Annotated in this window: 18 protein-coding genes; 9 read left to right on the top strand and 9 right to left on the bottom strand. The window is 71.2% G+C overall.

What is annotated here, in order from left to right; all coding sequences use genetic code 11:
* Positions 1–32 precede the first annotated feature (32 nt).
* Complete coding sequence (locus K8612_RS31575) at positions 33–350, top strand: peroxidase (protein WP_223764979.1); 318 nt, start codon at positions 33–35, stop codon at positions 348–350.
* A 3-nt stretch (positions 351–353) separates the two neighbouring features.
* Here K8612_RS31575 and K8612_RS31570 read toward each other — a convergent pair whose 3' ends face one another.
* The 4 genes from K8612_RS31570 to K8612_RS31555 form a co-directional block, all read right to left on the bottom strand.
* Positions 354–734, bottom strand: coding sequence for a hypothetical protein (locus tag K8612_RS31570; protein ID WP_223764978.1), 381 nt, complete (start codon positions 732–734; stop codon positions 354–356).
* A 36-nt stretch (positions 735–770) separates the two neighbouring features.
* Complete coding sequence (locus K8612_RS31565; protein ID WP_306799761.1) at positions 771–1,778, bottom strand: dipeptidase; 1,008 nt, start codon at positions 1,776–1,778, stop codon at positions 771–773.
* Between the two features lie 64 nt (positions 1,779–1,842).
* The gene (locus tag K8612_RS31560; protein WP_223764976.1) at positions 1,843–2,976 is read right to left on the bottom strand and encodes a serine/threonine-protein kinase; all 1,134 of its coding nucleotides are present in this window, start codon (positions 2,974–2,976) and stop codon (positions 1,843–1,845) included.
* 219 nt (positions 2,977–3,195) lie between these two features.
* Positions 3,196–3,780: a hypothetical protein gene (locus tag K8612_RS31555; RefSeq protein WP_223743662.1), complete on the bottom strand. Its 585-nt coding sequence runs from the start codon at positions 3,778–3,780 to the stop codon at positions 3,196–3,198.
* A 335-nt stretch (positions 3,781–4,115) separates the two neighbouring features.
* On the opposite strand from K8612_RS31555, the gene thiS reads away from it, so the two are divergent.
* From thiS to K8612_RS31525, 6 genes are all read left to right on the top strand, one after another.
* On the top strand, positions 4,116–4,319 hold the full coding sequence (gene thiS / locus K8612_RS31550) for a sulfur carrier protein ThiS (RefSeq protein WP_014395831.1): 204 nt from the start codon (positions 4,116–4,118) through the stop codon (positions 4,317–4,319).
* Between the two features lie 35 nt (positions 4,320–4,354).
* Complete coding sequence (locus K8612_RS31545) at positions 4,355–5,131, top strand: thiazole synthase (RefSeq protein ID WP_223764988.1); 777 nt, start codon at positions 4,355–4,357, stop codon at positions 5,129–5,131.
* A 2-nt stretch (positions 5,132–5,133) separates the two neighbouring features.
* Positions 5,134–5,748 carry a thiamine phosphate synthase gene (locus K8612_RS31540; protein ID WP_223764975.1) on the top strand — a complete coding sequence of 205 codons (615 nt, stop codon included), beginning with the start codon at positions 5,134–5,136 and terminating at the stop codon, positions 5,746–5,748.
* A gap of 81 nt (positions 5,749–5,829) precedes the next feature.
* On the top strand, positions 5,830–6,873 hold the full coding sequence (locus K8612_RS31535; RefSeq protein WP_223743660.1) for a hypothetical protein: 1,044 nt from the start codon (positions 5,830–5,832) through the stop codon (positions 6,871–6,873).
* Positions 6,874–6,879: 6 nt separating this feature from the next.
* Positions 6,880–7,764, top strand: a complete 885-nt coding sequence (locus K8612_RS31530) for a DUF4129 domain-containing protein (RefSeq protein WP_223764974.1) — start codon at positions 6,880–6,882, stop codon at positions 7,762–7,764.
* Positions 7,761–8,930, top strand: a complete 1,170-nt coding sequence (locus K8612_RS31525) for a DUF4350 domain-containing protein (RefSeq protein WP_223764973.1) — start codon at positions 7,761–7,763, stop codon at positions 8,928–8,930. Before K8612_RS31530 ends, K8612_RS31525 begins: the two co-directional genes overlap by 4 nt.
* Before the next feature lie 85 nt (positions 8,931–9,015).
* On the opposite strand, the gene exoP is transcribed toward K8612_RS31525, so the two are convergent.
* From exoP to exoL, 5 genes are all read right to left on the bottom strand, one after another.
* Positions 9,016–10,218, bottom strand: coding sequence for a spore coat polysaccharide biosynthesis glycosyltransferase ExoP (gene exoP / locus K8612_RS31520; protein ID WP_223764972.1), 1,203 nt, complete (start codon positions 10,216–10,218; stop codon positions 9,016–9,018).
* A gap of 87 nt (positions 10,219–10,305) precedes the next feature.
* A complete protein-coding gene (locus tag K8612_RS31515) occupies positions 10,306–11,367 on the bottom strand; it encodes a glycosyltransferase family 4 protein (protein ID WP_223764971.1) in 1,062 nt (353 codons plus the stop codon).
* 34 nt (positions 11,368–11,401) lie between these two features.
* Entirely contained in the window at positions 11,402–11,932 is a 531-nt protein-coding gene (locus tag K8612_RS31510; RefSeq protein WP_223743656.1) for a serine O-acetyltransferase, read from the bottom strand.
* A 103-nt stretch (positions 11,933–12,035) separates the two neighbouring features.
* Entirely contained in the window at positions 12,036–13,553 is a 1,518-nt protein-coding gene (locus K8612_RS31505) for an oligosaccharide flippase family protein (protein WP_223764970.1), read from the bottom strand.
* Positions 13,550–14,800 (bottom strand): spore coat polysaccharide deacetylase ExoL, encoded by a 1,251-nt coding sequence (gene exoL, locus K8612_RS31500; protein ID WP_306799760.1) that lies wholly within the window; start codon positions 14,798–14,800, stop codon positions 13,550–13,552. The genes K8612_RS31505 and exoL overlap by 4 nt, the downstream gene beginning before the upstream one ends.
* 410 nt (positions 14,801–15,210) lie before the next feature.
* Here exoL and ccmA point away from each other — a divergent pair, with 410 nt between their 5' ends.
* Positions 15,211–15,876, top strand: a complete 666-nt coding sequence (gene ccmA, locus K8612_RS31495; protein ID WP_223743654.1) for a heme ABC exporter ATP-binding protein CcmA — start codon at positions 15,211–15,213, stop codon at positions 15,874–15,876.
* Positions 15,873–16,577, top strand: coding sequence for a heme exporter protein CcmB (locus K8612_RS31490; protein ID WP_223764969.1), 705 nt, complete (start codon positions 15,873–15,875; stop codon positions 16,575–16,577). Before ccmA ends, K8612_RS31490 begins: the two co-directional genes overlap by 4 nt.

Genomic DNA, 16,577 nt, shown 5'->3' with positions numbered 1-16,577 from the left:
GCACGCAGCACGTCCAGGCGGTGCTGGACGACGTGAAGACGGCCCCCATCCCGGAGGCCGAGAAGGCACTGTTCGCCTTCGTGGACCAGCTCAACGACGCGCCCGGAGACGTGCGCCGCGAGGACGTGGAGCGCCTGAAGGCGGCCGGATGGTCGGACGAGGCCGTCTACGACGCGGTCTCCGTCTGCGCCCTCTTCAACTTCTACAACCGGTGGATTGACGGCACCGGCGTGCAGGGCCTCTCACCGGCCATGTACGAGCGGTCCGCGAAGCGCATGGCCGCGGGCGGATACCTGCCCGCGCCCCCTCCCGGGTCCCCACCGAAGTCCGAGGGGGAACCGGAGCGCTGAGGCTCAGGGCTGGCAGACGGCCTGGTTGTCCTGCACGGCGCAGGATGAACAATCCGCCGTCTTCACCAGCACGCCCTGCTGGCACGTGAGGAGCGCGGCCCCGTTGGGGCTGCACACGCCCTTGCCCTCCGCGTCCATGGCGCACCCGTCGTTCTCCTGGTTGAGGGACGTGTCGCACCGCACGCTGTCCGCCAGCTCCCGGCAGCCCAGCGGCCCGCGGCACGCGAGCGGGCGCCAGGTGCCGTTGCGGCACTCCAGCGCCTGCGCGTCGTCCTGGCACACGTAGTCGCCGCCGTCACACGAGTCGCCCGAGCCCGGCCCACCACAGCCGGAGAAAAGGAAGAAACCGACGAGGGACAGGAGCGCGAGGGGAAGACGGTTCATGGGTGCCGGCGACTCTTTTCGACAGGTTTTTCGCTGTCAACCGCCGCCGAGCGTCTCGCGAAAGTAACGCCGCAAGTTGCCACCCATCACACGTTCCACCCAGGACTCCGGGTGTCGTTTGAGCAGCGCCTCCGTGAGGCGGGGCAGATCCGTCACGTCCCGCATGCCCCGGGGCAGCGCCACCATGCCGTCGTAGTCGCTGCCCACGCCCACGCCCTCCTCCCCCATCACGTCCACGGCGTGCTCCACGTGGCGGACCACGTCGTCCCACGTGTCGCCGCCCAGGTACACCGGCGCCAGGATGATGCCCACCACGCCGCCGCGCTGGGCGATGGTGCGCAGCGCCGCGTCGGACAGGTTGCGCCAGCCGCCGCCCGCCGCGCGCACGCCGGTGTGCGAGCAGAAGTAGCGCACCGTGGGGTGCGCGAAGAGGTCCGTGAGCGTCTGCTCGGAGGCGTGCGCCACGTCCACGCTCATCCCCAGGCGGGCCATCTCCTCCATCACCTGGTGCCCCAGCGGCGTCAGCCCCCGGTTGCCCATCATGGGAAAGGACGAACCGCCCAGGTCGTTGTTGGACAGGTGCGTGAGCCCCATGAAGCGCACCCCGCGCCGGTGCAGCTCCGCCAGCCGCTCCACCTGGCCTTCAATCGCGTGGCCGCCCTCCACGCCCAGCACCGCCGACAGCCTCCCGTGCGCGAGGTTGTCCTCCAGCCCCGCCCCGGTGGTGGCGACGCGCACGGTGTCCCCGGAGCGGGCGCAGAAGGCGTCCAGCCGCTCAATCTGCCAGAGCGCGCGCGTCCACTCGCTGCCGCGCGCCTCGGAGGGCCACTTGCGCCACGCGGCGAACAGCGGGAAGCCTCCAATGAACGGGAAGCCCCGGGTCACCAGCGTGAAGCACTGCAGCTTCACCCCCGCCTCGCGCAGGCGGGGGAAGTCCACGTGCCCCTCCGTCGACCGCTCGCACAGGTCGCGGTTCCACATCAGCGAATCCGCGTGTCCGTCCGCGATGCACCACTGGCGGTGCAGCTCCATCACGTCACCCATGCCAGCAGTCTTCGCCACGGCCTCCCGCGATGACAAGCGCCCCGGGGCGTCCCGCCGTCACGCCTCACGTCCAATCCGCGCCGTCGTCATCGCAGCCATCCCAGAGGTCGTCCTCCAGCGGCAGCCCGGCCTCCGCCTCCCCCGCCGGGCCCACGAGCGCGTCCGCGCGCACCTCCGCCACCTCGCGCAGCGCTTCCGGGGGGCCATAGGGCCGCCCTTGCGCGTTCAGCAGGTCCCGCAGCGCGTCCCGCAGCTCCGCGCCCGTCTGGAAGCGCAGGTCGCGGTCGCGCTGGAGCACCCGCTGGAGCACCGCCCGCATGCCCGGCGAAAGCCCCCGCGTGGCCTGCTCCACGTGCTCCGGCGTCAGGCACGCCATGCGCGCGGCCATCAGCGGCGCGGGGAGCCAACTGGGCGTCTCCGCGCACAGCCCGCGCGTCCCGGGCACGGGCTGGGCCTGCTGCGCGGCGCGCTCCACGTCCTCCAGGTCCAGCAGGTGCAGTCCGGTGAGCAGCTCCAAGAGCACCATCCCCAGGGAGAACAGGTCCGCGCGGCCATCCAGCGGCAGGCCGTCCAGCGCCTCCGGCGACGCATAGGCCACGTCCCCGCGCACGAGCCCCGGCTCCGTCACCACGCGCCCGGGCAGCCGCGACCACGCGAACGCGAAGTCGGACAGCCGCACCCGCCCGTGCACGTCCACGCGCAGGGAGCGGGGGTTGATGTCGCGGTGGACAACGCCCACGGGCAGGCCGCGCGCGTCCTCCAGCGCATGGGCGTGGTGGAGCGCGTCCGCCACCTCCGCGCCCACGTACGCGGCGAACGCCTCCGAGAAGGGCCGCCGCCGCAGCGCCGCGAAGCTGGACAGCGTCTCCAGGCACGGCCCGTCCACGTACTCCGTCACCAGGTGGGGCGCGCCGTCGTGCACCCGCACCAGGTACACCGGCGCGATGGCCGGGTGGGACAGCCGCATGAGCAGCTTCACCTCTTCGCGCAGCCGCGCCCGCGCCACGTCATCCGTCACGTCGCGCAGGCGCTTGATGAGCACCAGCCCTCCCGGCGTGCGCGCGTAGTGCCGGCGGGCGAGCAGCAGCTCCCCTCCGGCGCGCGACCCCAGGTAGCGCACCAGCTCATAGGACGTGGCCCCGGTGGTGAAGAGGATGAAGGGCCGGGACGCGGAGGACGCGGGGGGATGGGTGGCCATCGTGGGTGACGCTCCTGACGAAGAGGCGCTTCCCGGGGGTGGGAAGGCATGAGGAACTCCTCACGCCCGCGTCCTACCACCCGGGTCAGACATCCCCATCCGACCCCACCGGGCATTTCCCCGACTAAAAAGGAAACGGCCCCCACCGCGAGGGTGGGAGCCGCCGCCTTCAAGTATCTCCCCTGTCCGGAAGGACGTCAGGCGCTGAAGGCGCGGGGATTACTTGTCCATCTTCTTCACCGGCGCCACCAGGGTGACGTCGCGGGCGACCATGTCCTTGCCGTCCATCACGTAGGAGGCGCGCACCTGCGAGCCCTCCTGGATGTCGTCCAGCTTCACCGCGCGGCTGGCGTTGTCCATCATCGCGGTCTTGTCGTTGGTCTTGATCTTCAGCTCCTTGTTGGCGCTGTCGACCAGCGTCAGCGTGTCGCCGGACTTGGAGAGCACGCGGCCGTTGACGGTGGTGGCCGCCGCGGCGCTGGTGGTGCCGGCCATGCCGGAGCCGCCCTCGGCCAGGTCCTCATTGCGGTTGGCCCGGGCCTCGGCCAGGTCCTGCTCCTCGTCACGGACCTCCTCGTTGGCGCTGGCGATCTTGTCGTTCGCGTCCTTGCGCGCCTCCGCGATGTCCTCGTTGGCGTCCTGCTGCGCCGCCGCCAGCTCCTTGCTCTCGTCCTGACGCGCCTCCGCCGTCTCCTGCGCCGCTTCCTGACGGGCCTCGGCGACATCCTCGCGCTGCGCCTGGACGTCATCCTTCTTGCAACCGGTGACCATCGTCAGACCCGCGACCGCCGTGACCGCAATCATGAGCTTCCGCATGTGTGACCGCCCCCTGTGAGTGTGTCTTGAGTGCCGGTGATTTGTTCCCCGGCGTTGGGCAGAAACTGGTCGCTCCCCCCGTACCTGCACAGCGCTTGGCAACGCGGGGCGGTATGAGCAGGGGCGCCCCGCGCACGAGCCAGCCCCTGGTCGCCCGCCTGCTGGGGTAGCGGAACAAAACGCAAGAGCGCGCGAAAAATCCGTTCCCGTGCGCTGAAGCAGGGCTGTTGCGTGGAGGAGGCTGTGCGTTGACAGGGCAGAACCGCCCTTGTACTGGCACCGGCGGGTCCCGTCCGAAGCGGGCCGGAAGGAGCCGTGAGGCCGTGAACGTGTGGGTCAACGGAGAAGCGCGGACGCTGCCGGAGGGCAGCACCCTTTCGTCCCTGCTGGCGCTGTTGAATCTGGGCAGCGGCCCGGGGGTGGCGGTGGAGGTGAACGCGGAGGTGGTGCGCCGCGCCCGTCACCCCGAGCACCGGCTCCAGGACGGGGACCGGGTGGAGATCGTCACCTTCGTGGGTGGCGGGTGAGCGCAGGCCCTGGAGAGGAGACGGTCATGAGCGGCATCGCGGACAAGCCTTTCACGCTGGCGGGGGTGACGTTCACCTCGCGGCTCATCGTCGGGACGGGGAGGTACCCCAGCCACGAGGTGATGAAGCAGTGCCACGAAGCGTCGGGCGCGGAGCTCGTCACGGTGGCGGTGCGGCGGTTGGACCTGAAGGCGACGGGCGAGGCGTCGCTGATGAACTGGATCGACCGCGACAAGATGCGCCTCTTGCCCAACACGGCGCTCTGCTACACGGCGGAGGACGCGGTGCGCACGTGCCGGCTGGCGGAAGAGCTGGGCATGAGCAAGTGGGTGAAGCTGGAGGTGCTCGGCGACGAGAAGACGCTCTACCCGGACGTCGAGGAGACGGTGAAGGCCGCGCGCATCCTGGTGAAGGAGGGCTTCACGGTGCTGCCGTACACCAGTGACGACCCCATCACCGCGCGCAAGCTGGAGGACGCGGGCTGCGCGGCCGTGATGCCGCTGGCGGCGCCCATCGGCAGCGGGCTGGGCATCCGCAACCCGCACAACCTGCGGCTCATCCGCGAGGTGGTGAAGGTGCCGGTCATCGTGGACGCGGGCGTGGGCACGGCGTCCGACGCGGCCATCGCGATGGAGCTGGGCGTGGACGCGCTGCTCATGAACACCGCCATCGCGGGCGCGAAGGACCCCGTGCGCATGGCCGTGGCCATGAAGAAGGCGGTGGAGGCCGGCCGCGACGCGTACCTGGCCGGCCGCATCCCGCGCAAGGCGTACGGCTCCGCGTCCAGCCCCATCGAAGGGCTCGTGGAGTAGCGGTGCCCGCCCTGCCCCGCCTCGTGGTCATCACGGACTGGCGGCTGCCCCGGGCGCGGTTGCTCACCGCGCTGGAGCGGGCGCTGGAGGCGGGGCCGGACGTCGCCGTGCAGCACCGCCACCCGGAGGCCTCCGGGCGGCGGTTCCTGGAGGAGGCGCGGCTCCTGGCGGAGGTGTGCCGGGGCCGGGCGCTGTTCGTGAACGGCCGGCTGGACGTCGCGCTGCTCGTGGGCGCGCACCTGCATCTGCCCGCCTCCGGCCCTTCACCCCGCGACGTGCGCCCGTTCCTGCCCGCGGACCGGTGGGTGAGCGCGGCGGTGCACGACGCGCGCGAGGCGGATGCAGCGCTGGGCGCGGACCTGGCGCTGGTGAGCCCCGTGTTCGCGCCGGGATCCAAGCCCGGGGACACGCGTGACACGCTGGGGCCCCGTGGATTCAAGGCCCTCGCGGACCGGCTGCCCTGCCCTGCCCTGGCGCTGGGAGGCATGACGCCGGAGCGGGCCCGGGAGGTGCCGGGGGCCTGGGGTGTCGCGGTCATCTCCGCCGTACTGGAGGCGGAGGATCCGCGCGCGGCGGCCCGGGCGCTGCTGGATGTATGCGCGCCGCCTCGCGGCTGAGTGCGCGGCGCAAGCGGATGCCTGGGCCTTGCTCGTGATGGGTGAACCCGTGCGCTGAAGGCGGCGCTATGCTGCGCGGCCGTGACGCCCTCCCCGACCTCCGTTGAGCTGCGCCCCCTCGCCATCGGAGAAATCATCGACCGCGCGGCGACCTTCTGGCGCGCGCACCTGAAGCCCCTGTTCGTGCTGGTCCTGGGGTTCGACCTGCTCAACTACATCGCGGTCAAGGCGTTCACCGTCGCGATGACGCGCACGGTGGGCGTGCTGCCCGGGCTGGGCAAGGCCCCCTCGGGCGCGGATCCCTCGCAGACCCTGGCCCAGTCCGGCATCGTGCTGGGGCTGATGCTCGTGCTGTATGTGTTCCTCGTGTGGAACTTCTGGGTGGCCACCACGGCGGCGGCCCGGTATGTGATTCCCGCGCGGCTGGGGGAGCCGGTGCGTCCCTCGGAAGGTCTGCGGCGGGCCGTGTCGCGCCTGGGCACGCTGACCGCGACCTATCTGCTGTCCATCGCGTGGGCCGCGGGGGTGACGCTCCTCTTGTGCCTGCCCGGCTCGCTCATCATGGGGATGGGCGTGGTCGCGGCCGTGACCGGGAGGGGCACGGGCGGCGGCACGGCGCTGAGCATCGCGCTGATCATCATCGGCGCCATCGTGCTGGGCCTGGGCGCGCTGGCCGCGGTGCTCTGGTACTTCCTGCGCTTCATGCTCCTGCCCCCCGTGCTGGCCATGGAGGACGTGGGCGCGTGGGCGGCCTTCAAGCGCTCCGGGGCCCTGCTGAAGGGCCGCGTCGAGCCGGGCTTCATGGGCCGGGGCACGGTGCGCGCCATGGTGCTGTCCACGGTGGTGGGCGGCATCCTCATCGCGGTGAGCCTGGTGTCGGGGCTGCCCGCGTGGATCGTCCGGCTCGCCTATGGCGGCAACCTGTTGGATCCGGCGGCGCAGGCGGCCATTCCGCAGGCGCTGCTCGTCCCCGCGGAGCTGTTGCAAGTGGTGGGGCAGTCCTTCTTCACGCCGCTGAGCTTCGTGGTGTCCGCGTTCTTCTACGTGGACATGCGCGTGCGCCGCGAGGGCCTGGACCTGGAGCGGCGGATCGCGACCGCGGAGCCGGCGACGCCGTCCCCCTGACCGCCCGTGCCCACCCTGCCCCTCGTCCTCCTGCTGGCTGCCCTGCCCCCGTGCGCGGACCGGGAGGCCGTGTCGCGCCGGCTCGAGGACACGGCGCGCTCGCAGCCCGCCGCGTTCAACGCGGAGGTGAACCGGCTGGTGGAGGCCCTGGACGGCGTGCCCCTGCCACCCGGAACCTCCGGACAGACGCAGCCTGAACGAGCCCGGCAGCTCACCGTGTACCTGGAGGCCGTGTGCGCGCTGGACGCGGAGCCGTCCGTGTCGCCCGGCGTGACGAGCGAACCGGAGCGGCTGCGCGCCATCCTCGACCGGCCGGAGTTCGCGAGAGCCCGGCAGCGCAACAGCGACCTGCTGACGCGCCTCTTGCGAGAGTTGCAGAACTGGCTGGAGGGCCTGTTCGAATCCCGGGGCGCGCAAGGCTTCGCGGTGGCCACGCGCGCGGTGATGCTGGGGCTGGCGCTGGCGGTGGTGTTGTTCGGAGTGCTGAGGGTGCGCTGGCGCCGGAGCAGGAAGACCGTCACCGCGCCGGGAGTGGAGGGCGAAGCCGCGCCCCTGGAGCTGGACACACCCGGAGAACACCTGGGCCGTGCGCGCACCGCGCTGGAGACGGAGGACGCGCGCGAGGCCATCCGCGAAGGCTTGTTGGGCCTGTTGTCCACGCTGGAGCAGCGCAAGCTGGCGCGGCCGGACCGCGTGAAGACGAACCGGGAGCTCGCCGCGGAGCTGCCCACACGAGGCGCCCCCGCACGCGTGACGGGTGAAGTGGAGCGGCTGGTCGGCTGGTACGACCGTGCCTTCTATTCGCTGGAGCCGGTGTCACGCGAAGAGGCCACGCGCTTCGTGGAGTCCGTGGAGCAACTGCACGGCTCGCTCGCGGAGGTCCGCCCGTGAAGAACGCGCGCGTCGCGGTCGTCCTGGGGTTGATGATCGCCGTGGCGCTGGCGGTGGGCCTGGCCTCGCACGAGGCCCCGCCGGATTCCCCCGTGCCGTCCGTCACGAACCCGGGCCCGTTGGGACTCAAGGCCCTCTTCGTCTACCTGCAAGAACGCGGACGGGACGTCAGCGCGCAGACGTCGTCCCTGGACTCGATTCCGGCAGGCACGCGCACGCTGGTCATCGCCGCACCGCAAGCCCAGCCCGTGACGAAGGAGGAGGTCGCCGCGCTGGAGCGCTTCGTCCGAGGCGGCGGCACGCTGGTGTACCTGTCTCCGCATGCGCTGGCGGAGCACCAGCCGGGCATGGAGGACTGGCTGCACATCGTCTCTGGCGCGCTGCCCGGCACGAACCACCAGGGCCTTGCCTCCGAATGGGTGGATCCCGCGGGCGTCACCGTGGACGTGTGGCTGCCCGCGGGCGCGCTGCGCGACCTGTCGCTCCTGCGCGTGGCCCGGGACCGGAGCATCCGGTTGGAACACGAGGACGCGGTGCCGCTGGCGGGCCTGGGCAGCGCGGGCGTGCTGTGGCGCTGGGGCTTGGGCCAGGGCGAGGTCTACGTCGCCGCGGGCCCGGACCTCGCGGAGAACCGGCGGCTGGAGCTGCTCGACAACCTGCGGTTCTGGGATGCGCTCGCCGCGCGCGGCCCCCTGCGCTTCGACGAGTTCCACCACGCCGTCATCACCCGCCCGCCCCTGTCCCAGGGCCTCTGGGTCTTCATCGCGCAGAGCCTCGCCGTGGGGCTCGTCTACGTCGTCTCGCGAGGCACCCGCTTCGGCGCCCCCCGCCCCGTGCGCGTGGAGCGGCACCGCTCGTCTCGCGAGTACGTGCGCTCCCTGGGCTGGCTCATGCGCCGCGCGAAGGTGGAGGCGGAGCTGCTGCCGGAGCTCGACACCGGCCTGCGGCGCCTGATGCACGAGCGCCTGGGCATCTCCCCCTCCCTGCCAGACACGGAGGCCGCGCGGCTCCTGGAGGAGACCTGCGGCGTGCCCGCGCGCGACTACCTGGACGCGAAGGAAGACCTGCTGCGCACGCGGGAGCGCACGCCCATCCGCCCCGCCGACTACACCCGGCTCGCCCGCCGCTACGCCCTGTTGGAGCGCCGCGTGACCGGCCGCGGGTGACCTCCGGGAATGACGAAGGCGCGGTGCCCGGGGCGCTCGCACGCTCCGGACCCGCGCCCTCTTGTCGCCCGGTACCGGACCGGACCTACAGCTTCTTGCCCGCCGCGAGCATCGCCTCACCCACGTGCTGGCGGATCTCCGCGACGCGCGCCTCCCAGCTCTCGTGGAAGATCTTCTCCGCGCGCTCCCGGTTCGGGCCCGGGTTGTCCGCCAGCGCCGCGTTGACCTGCTTCACGTAGTCCTCCGGCGTGGTGGCGATGCGGCACAGCCCCACCTTGCGGACCTCCGGCAGGTCGGACGACACCACCGGCAGGCCGGACGCCAGGTACTCGCGCACCTTCAGCGGGTTGGAGTTGAGCGTCAGCTCGTTGATGACGAACGGGTTGAGCGCCACGTCGAACGCCTTGTTGTAGCCCGGCAGGTCCGCGTACGGCTTGCGCCCCAGCATGTGGATGTTGGGCACCGTGCGCAGGCGGCTGTCGTCGCAGTCCGGCGTCGTCTTGCCCACGATGACCACCGAGCCCTCCGGGTGCGCCTTCGCGCACGCGATGATGGCGTCCTGATCAATCCAGTCCGCCACCAGCCCGAAGAAGCCGATGATGGGCTTGGGCAGCTTCGCGATGTCCTCCGGAATCTTCGTCGCCGGGTCGCACGCCTTCACGAAGTGCGAGAAGTCCGTGCCGTGGCGCACCAGCACCGTGCGCGGGTTGAGGCGCTTCTTGTTCTCGTACAGGCGCTCCGCGGACGTGATGCACATGTCCGCGCGGCGCAGCAGGCGCTCCTCCAGCTCCGCGATGTGCTTGCCGTTCGTGTCGCTGAACGCGGAGAACTCGTCCACGCAGTGGTACACGACGAAGTCCTCGCCCAGCGTGCCGGACACCGGCGCGGACGCGGGCAGGAAGCTCCAGGAGATGGGGCGCTCGAACTTCAACTGCTTCATCGCGCGCAGCACCTGGAGCCGCAGCAGGTGGCGGTTCGCCTGGCGCACCGTCTCCGAGCCGTAGAACGGGATCGCCAGCGGCGCCAGCACGTGCAGGTTGGGCTCCACCTCGCGGATGCCCTGGGTGAACGTCTTCAGCTTCTTGATGATCCGCTGCGCGTCGTGCGCGTTCGCCTTGGGCGCGCGGTTGCCAATGCTGTTCACCCACAGCACGCGGTTGTCCCGCGAGAGGATCCGCATGATGTGGACCTTCGACAGCGGATCCCCGTCCCAGTCGTTGGAGAACACCACCAGGTCCCGCCCACGAAGGGCCCGCTTCGACAGGTCCATCTCTTCACTGCGCCGCATCGTCTGCTCCTGAAGTCAAAAGTTCCGTGCTGAAAGCCCTGAAGCGCGCCCTCTCCCTCGAAGGCGCCCCAACCCGTCCCCACTCCGTCACGCCGCGTTCACGGTTCCTGCACCCGCCATGCCGGACGGCAGCAACTCCGCGTACAAGTCCAGCATCACCGGCCCCGCATCCGGAGCCGTCACCTTCGCCGGGCCCGCCGCCAGCGCGTCGCGCACCGCCTGCGCCAGCGCCCGCGCGTCCCCGGCATTGAACAACCGCGTGCCCTCCGGCCGGGCGCACACGTCGCTGGCCACGCAAGGCACGCCCAGCGCCAGCGCCTCGCGCACGGAGATGGAGTCCCCGTCGTGCGTCGTGGGCCGGATGAAGACGTCGCTCTGGGAAATGAGCCCCAGCGCCTTCGCGTGCTCCAGCTCGCCCAGGTCCTCCAGGAGCCCCGCCACGCCCAGCTCGCGCGCGTCGCGGATGAACTCCTCGGAGCGCGTGCCCGGGCCGAACAGCGCCAGGCCCACGCCCGGGTGCGTCTCCGCCACGAGCTTCAGCGCGCGGAACATCTGCTTGCGCCCGTACACGGGCGAGGGGTGGTGCGCCATCGCGATAAACGGATGGCGCCGGGCCCGCGCGGCCTCCACCTCCGGCGTCACCGGGCCGGGCTGGACCTGCGAACCGCAGAAGGCCGGATGCACCAGGACCTTCTCCGCCGGCACGCCGCACGCGACCACCGCGTCGCGCACCGCCGGAGATACGGCCACCACCCGCGCGTAGCCCGCCAGCGCCGTGCGCGCGAAGGCGCGCCGGGCCTGCGACTCCGCCAGGTAGTCCGGGATCAACCCCGAGTGCAGCGTGATGACGCGGGGCGAACGCGGCCCGGGCATGGTGCCCACCAGCGCCGCCAGCACCCACGCCTTCGGGTTGTTGCCGCTGGTGTGCAGGTGGACCGTCCAGCCCGCGGCGGTGAATCCCGCGAGCCGCAGGCCGAAGGCGGCGGCGCCGTGCACGGGGAGGACGTCCGGAGCCGGCCGGCCACCCTTCCCGATATCGAGCACCTTCGCCTCGACCCCGCGGTCGCGCAGAAATTGATGGAGTTGACGGACATGGATGGCCACGCCCCCGTACGGCGGCGGGTAGTCCCCGACGAGCAGCACGCGCATGAAGGAAGTCCCCTTCTCCAACGAAGCGAGGTGCCTAGCGCGCGGAAGCCTGCGCGGAGGGGCGTGGAACCTGGGTGAGCTTCGGCGTCGTCCGCGTGGGCAACAGGCCCATCTCACGCTGGTACGTGGTCAGCGGATCCGCGTCCTGGCGGATGAGCTTCGCGGGCACGCCCGCCACCACCGCGCCCGACGGCACGTCCTTCACCACCACCGCGTTGGCGCCAATCACCGCGAAGTCGCCCACGTGGATGTTGCCCAGCACCTTGGCGCCCGCGCCGATGCGCACGTAGTCGCCAATCACCGGCGCGCCCTCCAGCCCGGAGCGTCCGCCAATGGTCACCTGCTGCGAGATGAGGACGTGACGGCCCACCTTCGCCGCCTTGTGGATGACCACGCCGATCCCGCCGTAGCCCAGTTGCGTCCCCTCGCCCAGCTCCGCGTCTTCAGGGATGTAGGAGCTGTGCAGGTAGTAGATGGCCTTGCGCAGGACCGCGGGCAGCAACGGCACGCCGCGCTTCTTCAGTCCATGCGCCACCCGGTACAACGTCATCGCGTCGAATCCCATCACGCCTCTCCTCGCCCTCACCCGAACTCCGTGACGCCTGGAAGGTAGGTACCCACGCGTGGGGAGGGAAGTGCCCCCCACGCGTGCGGTACCCGACGGTGGCTCAGGCCGTCCGGCGGGGGCGGAGGGACTGCAGTGCGCTCCAGGGACGAACGCCTTGCGCATACAGGCCCACCACGTACCCCACCACGAACAGCAGCCCCGCCACCGCCAGCGGCAGCACCCGCCACAGGAACCCCGCCGGCAGGTTCACCCACGTGTCGTGCACGCCGGAGCGCAGCAGGAAGATGCTCCCGCCCGCCGCGAACGCCGCCAGCGACGCCTGCGCCAGCTCCCGCCACGGGATGACGTCCTTGAGGACCAGCTTGCGCTCGGGCGTGGACAGCGCGCGCGGCACGCGGATGAGCAGCATCCCCTTGCCCACCATCTCCGCCAGCGCCCAGGACGCGATGCCGCCCATCATCCCGAAGTGCTTCACGCCGAACCACAGCAGCGGCACCGTCACCACCGCCTTCACCAGGTACGACGCGAAGATGGCCCGCGTCTGGCCCCGGGCCCGGAGCGTCCCGTCCATGGGCAGGATGGACAGCACCACGCCCAGCACGCTCACCCGGAAGATGGGGACCGCGGGCAGGAACTTCTGGCCGAACATGGCCCCCACGAACTCCGGCGCCGCAGCGAAGAGGAACGCAGCGAAGGGCAGGAACACGTACGCCAGCTTGCCGGCCGCCTCCCGGAAGGCCACCACGCCCTCCTCCAGCCGGCCCTCGCGCTCCAGCTCGCCCAGGCGCACCATCAGCACCTCGCTGGTGGGCGTGTAGAGCAGGTCCACCACCGGCAACTGGAAGCAGCCCACCCGGTAGAGCGCGTACACCGCGGGGGCCACCACGCCCGCCACCGCGTACATGTGCGCGTTCTGCTGGGGGATGGCCAGGCACATCGCCGCGCCAAAGGGCGCCGCGTACACCAACTGCTCCTTGAACAGCTTCCAGTCCACCAGCGGGCCCGTGGACCCACGCAGGGACACCACCCACGTGGCCACGTAGCGCAGGCCCGCGAAGCAGGCCACGGCGATCATCATCCCGTGCAGGGAGAAGCCCAGGAGCGGCGGCAGCACCATCACGCCCGAGCGCACCGCGTCCGACGCCAGGTACACCACCGCGGACGCCTTCGTCTTCCCCTGGCTGGTGAGGGAAATCTCCAGCGGGTAGCTGCCCAGGAAGAACGCCGTGTAGAGCGCCAGCGCCGCGCGGTGGTTCATGAGCGCGGGGTTGTTGAAGTAGGCCGCCACGTGGCCCAGGAAGAACCACACCAGCCCCGCCGCCACCACGCCCGCGCCCGTGACGAAGAGCAGCGCGTGGCCCAGGTACGGCCGCTTCGCCTCCGCGCGGGGCAGGAAGTAGTAGAGGCTCTGCGCCACGCCGAACGGCAGCACGTACGACAGCGTCGTGGCGATGAGGAACAACTGGTAGTAGGTGCCGTACTCGTCCAGGTGCAGCACCCGGGCGAGCACGAGCGGGATGGACAGCGTCAGCCCGGCGGTGAACAACCGGGCCAACACCAACGGGCCGGCCCGCCCCAGGAACGACGGGGACGGGGCCGGCTTGGGTGACGCACTCACTGGAGCTCCTCCGGCTTCGCCGCCTCCGGGGCAAGGGCCACGTTCGGCGCCACCACGACCTGCGCACCCGTCACCGCGGCCGCAACCCGGGGGTCCGTCACGATCACCGGAGCTGTCACGTCCACGACTTCCACCGGCGTCGCCCGGGCGAGCACGGCCTCCGCGGCGGCGGCCTCCTGGACCAGCACGTTGGTGGTGCCCGTCGCCTGCGACAGCACGTGGGGCCGGCGGCCCAGCACCGGGTGGCTCATGCCCAGGACGCCGAAGCAGTCGTCGAACTGGCACACCGTGAGGGACGAGGAGTAGTCCCCCATCATCCCCAGGCTGAAGTTCTCCCACATCACCTTGCGCTTCAGGGTGAACGGGTCGCCGCCCACGCGGTTGGGCAGGTCCTCCGTGGTGACGCCGGAGCGGAAGCCGTTCTGGCTGAGCACGCGGATCATCTCATCCGAGTACCAGCCGTTGCAGTACGCGAAGTCCTTCACCTGGACGCCCACCTCGCGCTCGATGGTCTGCTTGGACTCCAGGATCTCCTTCTCCACCACCGCCGTGGGCTCGAGCGTCAGCACCGTGTGGCCCAGCGTGTGCGCGCCGAACTCGAAGCCGTCGCGCGCCATCTGGCGCACCTCGTCCCAGTTCATCACGTCGCCCTGCTCGGGCAGGAGGTCCGCGCCGCCGCCCAACTGCTGCTCCAGCGCGTCGATGATGCCCGTGAGCACGCGCGTCGGGTGCTCGCCGATGAAGTCGTCCAGCGCCGCGGACGTCGTCTTCTGCCCGGTGAGGATGGGCCCCAGCAGCTCCACCGACGGGCCGGGCATGGTGGCGTAGTCCGGACGGAAGCGGCGCTCCTGCACGCGGCGCAGCAGGTGGAACAGCCGGTCGTGGTTGAAGCGCTTGTCCGTGTTGATGAACGCCGTGGGCAGGTAGGTGATGGCCGGCACGCCCATCTGCTTCAGCACCGGGTACGCGTACCGGTACACGTCGCGGTAGCCGTCGTCGAACGTCACCACGAACAGGTCCTTCTTCGCGGCGCGGCGGCCCGCCATCACGTCCACCGCGTCGCCAAGGCTCGCCAGCTCGAAGCCCGCCGCGTGCGCCTGCTCCAGGTGACGGCGGAACGTCTCCTGGGAGATGAGCAGCCCCGGGATGGAGCGCTGCAGCTCCCCGGTGAAGTCGCTCACCACGCGGTGGTAGCTCACGATGAGGATGCGCCGGCCCCCCGACTGCGAACGGCGGTACGCCGCCATCGCCTTGCGCGCCCCGCTGTAGTGGAGGAATCCCGCCGCCGCCGCCTTCGCCGCCCGCCGCAACACCCTGCCTGCCATCACGCCTCCCTCGCGGCTTTCGCCGTCTGCCCGCTCCCCCCAATGGACCGGGCCCCGCGCCGCCTGTGTGCATGCTGGATGCCAGGGCAGGAAGGTGATGGAAACCACCCGTAACCCCGGGAAACCCCGTGCCCCGGAGGGCAGGAACGCACCTGTGGGGGTCGTACCTGGGTGTACCAGGGCAGTCGAGCGCCCACCCGTGGCGAAAACCTTTCAGCCCCCCGGCGAAAGCGGCGGAAGAAGCAGGCGTAAAAACTTCTTGTCCTCCGGCGGGCGACCCCGGGGGTTTCACTGGTGAACAACGGGGTTTAAGGCTACGAAACGGCCCGCCGATGCCCCCTCTCCCCTCTGGATCAGCGCCCGCGCTCGCCCTCCATGACGTGAGCAAGCGCTATGGACGAAGGTGGGCGCTGGCGCGGCTCACCTACGCACTGCCCGCTGGCCGCTCCCTGCTGCTCACCGGCCACAATGGCTCCGGGAAGACGACGCTCCTGCGCCTCGTCGCCACCGCGCTCGGGCCCACCGCGGGCCGGGTGGAGGTGCTGGGCCGGGACGCCGTGACGGACCGTGAAGCGGTGCGCCGTGACGTGGCGCTCCTGTCCCACGCCAGCTTCCTCTACGAGGACCTCACCGCGCAGCAGAACCTGATGGTGCTGGGGCGCCTGTTGGGCGTGGACGCGCCGCGGGACGTCGCGGACGCGCTGCTCAACCGGGTGGGCCTCAACCGCCGCACGGACAGCCCGGTGCGGGGCTTCAGCGCGGGCATGCGCAAGCGCCTGGCCATCGCGCGACTGTTGCTGAAGGCACCGGCCCTCGCCCTCCTGGACGAGCCCTTCGGGGAGCTGGACCCGCAGGGCATCCAGGACATGGAGGGCGTCATCGCGGAGCTGAAGGCAGGCGGGACCACGGTGGTGCTGGCCACGCACCTCATCGAACAGGGCCTGAGCCTGTGCGAGGAACGGCTGCACCTGCAGGACGGCCGGGCGGTGGCGGCATGAGCCCCCCGAACGCGAAGCGCCGCCCGGGCCTGCTGACGACGACGCTCGTCCTGATGCGCAAGGACCTGCTCATCGAGTGGCGCACCCGCGCGCGGCTCAACGCCCTGGTGTTCTTCGCCATGGCCACGCTGCTCCTCTTCTCCTTCGCGCTGGGCCCGGACACGAAGCTGCTGGAGCGCAACGCGGGCGGCTACCTGTGGCTGGCCATCCTCTTCGCCAGCGTGCTGTCCCTGGGCGAGTCCTTCCGCGTGGAGACGGAGAACGCCTGCCTGGACGGCGTGCGGCTGGCCCCGGCGGACGCGCGCGCCATCTTCCTGTCCAAGGCGCTGGGCAACGCCCTGCTGCTGTTGGCACTGGGCGTGCTGCTGGTGCCGGTGATGGTGGCCCTGTACGGCGTGCGCATCGTCACCGGGCTCGGTGACCTGGCGAGCATCCTGGTCCTGGGCAGCCTGGCGCTCAGCGCCCCGGGGACCGTCTACGCGGCCATCTCCAGCAATGCCCGGGCCCGGGATGTGCTGCTGCCTCTGCTATTGTTCCCGCTCGTCATCCCGGCCCTCCTTTCCGCCGCCAAGGGCACCACGCTCGTACTCCAGGGTGACCCGATGCAGCAGTTGGGCTCATGGCAGGGGCTGCTGCTGGGGTTCAATCTGATTTACTGGGGCGTGGGCTTCGTGCTGTTTCCCCGGGTCATCGAGGACTGA

This window comes from Corallococcus sp. AS-1-6, assembly GCF_020037015.1.
Lineage (GTDB): Bacteria > Myxococcota > Myxococcia > Myxococcales > Myxococcaceae > Corallococcus.
This window is presented reverse-complemented; position numbering and strand designations above follow the sequence as displayed.

Bases quoted from the DNA above. Each gene is read 5' to 3' on its own strand.
- K8612_RS31570 (WP_223764978.1), bottom strand. From the start codon at position 734: ATGAACCGTCTTCCCCTCGCGCTCCTGTCCCTCGTCGGTTTCTTCCTT.
- K8612_RS31565 (WP_306799761.1), bottom strand. From the start codon at position 1,778: ATGGGTGACGTGATGGAGCTGCACCGCCAGTGGTGCATCGCGGACGGA.
- K8612_RS31560 (WP_223764976.1), bottom strand. From the start codon at position 2,976: ATGGCCACCCATCCCCCCGCGTCCTCCGCGTCCCGGCCCTTCATCCTC.
- K8612_RS31555 (WP_223743662.1), bottom strand. From the start codon at position 3,780: ATGATTGCGGTCACGGCGGTCGCGGGTCTGACGATGGTCACCGGTTGC.
- exoP (WP_223764972.1), bottom strand. From the start codon at position 10,218: ATGCGGCGCAGTGAAGAGATGGACCTGTCGAAGCGGGCCCTTCGTGGG.
- K8612_RS31515 (WP_223764971.1), bottom strand. From the start codon at position 11,367: ATGCGCGTGCTGCTCGTCGGGGACTACCCGCCGCCGTACGGGGGCGTG.
- K8612_RS31510 (WP_223743656.1), bottom strand. From the start codon at position 11,932: ATGGGATTCGACGCGATGACGTTGTACCGGGTGGCGCATGGACTGAAG.
- exoL (WP_306799760.1), bottom strand. From the start codon at position 14,800: ATGGCGGCGTACCGCCGTTCGCAGTCGGGGGGCCGGCGCATCCTCATC.
- ccmA (WP_223743654.1), top strand. From the start codon at position 15,211: ATGCCCCCTCTCCCCTCTGGATCAGCGCCCGCGCTCGCCCTCCATGAC.
- K8612_RS31490 (WP_223764969.1), top strand. From the start codon at position 15,873: ATGAGCCCCCCGAACGCGAAGCGCCGCCCGGGCCTGCTGACGACGACG.